The organism is Pseudomonadales bacterium (assembly GCA_013215025.1).
In the GTDB taxonomy this organism is placed as follows: Bacteria; Pseudomonadota; Gammaproteobacteria; order Pseudomonadales; family DT-91; genus DT-91.
Genome location: JABSRR010000315.1, coordinates 1 through 1,858, shown reverse-complemented (window position 1 = coordinate 1,858; position 1,858 = coordinate 1). Strand labels below are relative to the sequence as shown.

1 protein-coding gene and 1 rRNA gene are annotated in these 1,858 nt (G+C 46.5%); both read left to right on the top strand.

Translation table 11 applies throughout. The annotated features are described in order from the left end of the window. The first annotated feature begins 123 nt into the window (after window positions 1-123). Window positions 124-238, top strand: a 5S ribosomal RNA gene (gene rrf / locus HRU21_13270). Window positions 239-636: 398 nt separating this feature from the next. Further along, entirely contained in the window at window positions 637-1,620 is a 984-nt protein-coding gene (gene birA, locus HRU21_13265; GenBank protein ID NRA43257.1) for a bifunctional biotin--[acetyl-CoA-carboxylase] ligase/biotin operon repressor BirA, read from the top strand. The last annotated feature ends 238 nt before the right edge of the window (window positions 1,621-1,858 follow it).

Sequence of the window (1,858 nt, the reverse complement as noted above, 5' to 3'; positions counted from 1 at the left end):
TATTAAAGGCTGAGATGAGAGTGACCCGGTATCGACTAAGATACAGTGCACTAACAAGGACTCATCATCATTCTATCGACCCTATTTAACCTTAAAGATATCTCTTTAGGTTATCCAAGTTTGCTTGGCGACCATAGAGGACTGGAACCACCTGATCCATCTCGAACTCAGTAGTGAAACGGTCCATCGCCGATGGTAGTGTGGGGCTTCCCCATGTGAGAGTAGGTCATCGCCAAGCTTCAAACAAAAAAGAAATGCTCATCCGATAGGATGGGCATTTTTTTTGTTTTAAATTTAACGTCGAGCTATTGTTATGTTTAAGGGTGCATGTGACAAAATGGCAGGAAAGCCATTTTGGACGCCAAGGGCCCCGAAGGGTGAGGGGCAGGAGCCCCGAGTCAAAGTAGGTCACAGTGATTGCTCCTGCATCACTGAAATACATGTCATCCATGGCATAAAGCGCCAAGCTTCTAATACAAATGGCAGTAATCCCGGTGGCAGTAATCTAAGCTACATGGAGTATAATCGCAGCCTCTGCTGCTTCAGCAGTGAGGCCATAAAGCTATAGAATCGCTGTGTCATTCTATGCATACTGATGACCTCAAATATAAAAGCTTTAAGAAAAGAAATAATACTATGCAAAACCCGTCGTTGTCGGATCAATTAGTGGCCATGTTAGCGGATGGTCAATTCCATTCTGGCGAGGCTATTGGTGAAGTGTTAGGGGTAAGTAGAGCGGCGGTGTGGAAGCGTCTGCAGGCTCTTGAGGCACTTGGCCTGTCTATTGAGTCGGTTAAAGGAAAAGGTTATCGCTTAAAATCGGCGATTTCATTATTCGATCAGCAGCAGCTTGATAAGATGGCGATTGAGTTTGGCTTGCCTGCAATGGCATTGCACCGTGAGCTTGATTCTACCAATGCGGAGCTATTGCGATTATTGGCCAGCCATCAGGCTGAGAAAGGACAGATTGTACTGGCAGAAAAACAAACGGCTGGCCGTGGTCGTCGCGGACGCAGTTGGTCCAGCCCGTATGCGGCTAATGTATATCTGTCATTATTGTGGACATTTGAACGTGGTATGCGCCAGCTGGATGGTCTTAGCTTAGTTGTAGGTTTAGCTTTGCAGCGTTGCTTGGCAGAGCTCGGCTTCTGCGATGCGCGTATCAAGTGGCCAAATGATGTGTTGGTCGCAAATCGTAAAATTGCCGGTATTTTGCTAGAAATTAATGGCGATCCGACGGATCAATTTCACGTGGTCATTGGTATCGGGCTAAATGTTAATATGCTGGACAGCCATGGCAGTATTGATCAGGCTTGGACGTCGCTGCAGCAACAGCAAAAGGTCTTACATGATAAGCACCAAGTATTGCAGGTGTTGCTGGCATCACTACTGCCGATGCTGGCGAAATTCGAGCGCCATGGTTTTAATCACTTCGTATCGGACTGGTCAGAGGTCGATGCATTGCATGGGCAAGAGGTTACTGTGACTATTGGTGATCAAGCTGTGGTGGGAGAGTATCGAGGGGTCAATGCAAATGGCGAGTTAAAAATTGCCACGACGCATGGTGAGCGCACATTTAATGGCGGCGAAGTGTCGATAAGAAAATCTTATCATGGCTGATGGCGAATCTATGAATTTGTTGCTGGATGGCGGTAACACGCTTATAAAATATTGTTGGTATTGTTCTTCGGATTCACCACCGCCGATCAAGCAAAGCTTGAGCATGCCTTATTCGCTAGCGCAATTACGTGCCTTATTAAGTGAACACCTCCCAGCATATATTTATGTTGCCGATGTGTCTGATAAGCTTATGCCGCTTTTAGCGCAGACTGATTTCGCTGATAGATGTCGGCCTGTA

Bases quoted from the DNA above. Each gene is read 5' to 3' on its own strand.
- birA (NRA43257.1), top strand. From the start codon at position 637: ATGCAAAACCCGTCGTTGTCGGATCAATTAGTGGCCATGTTAGCGGAT.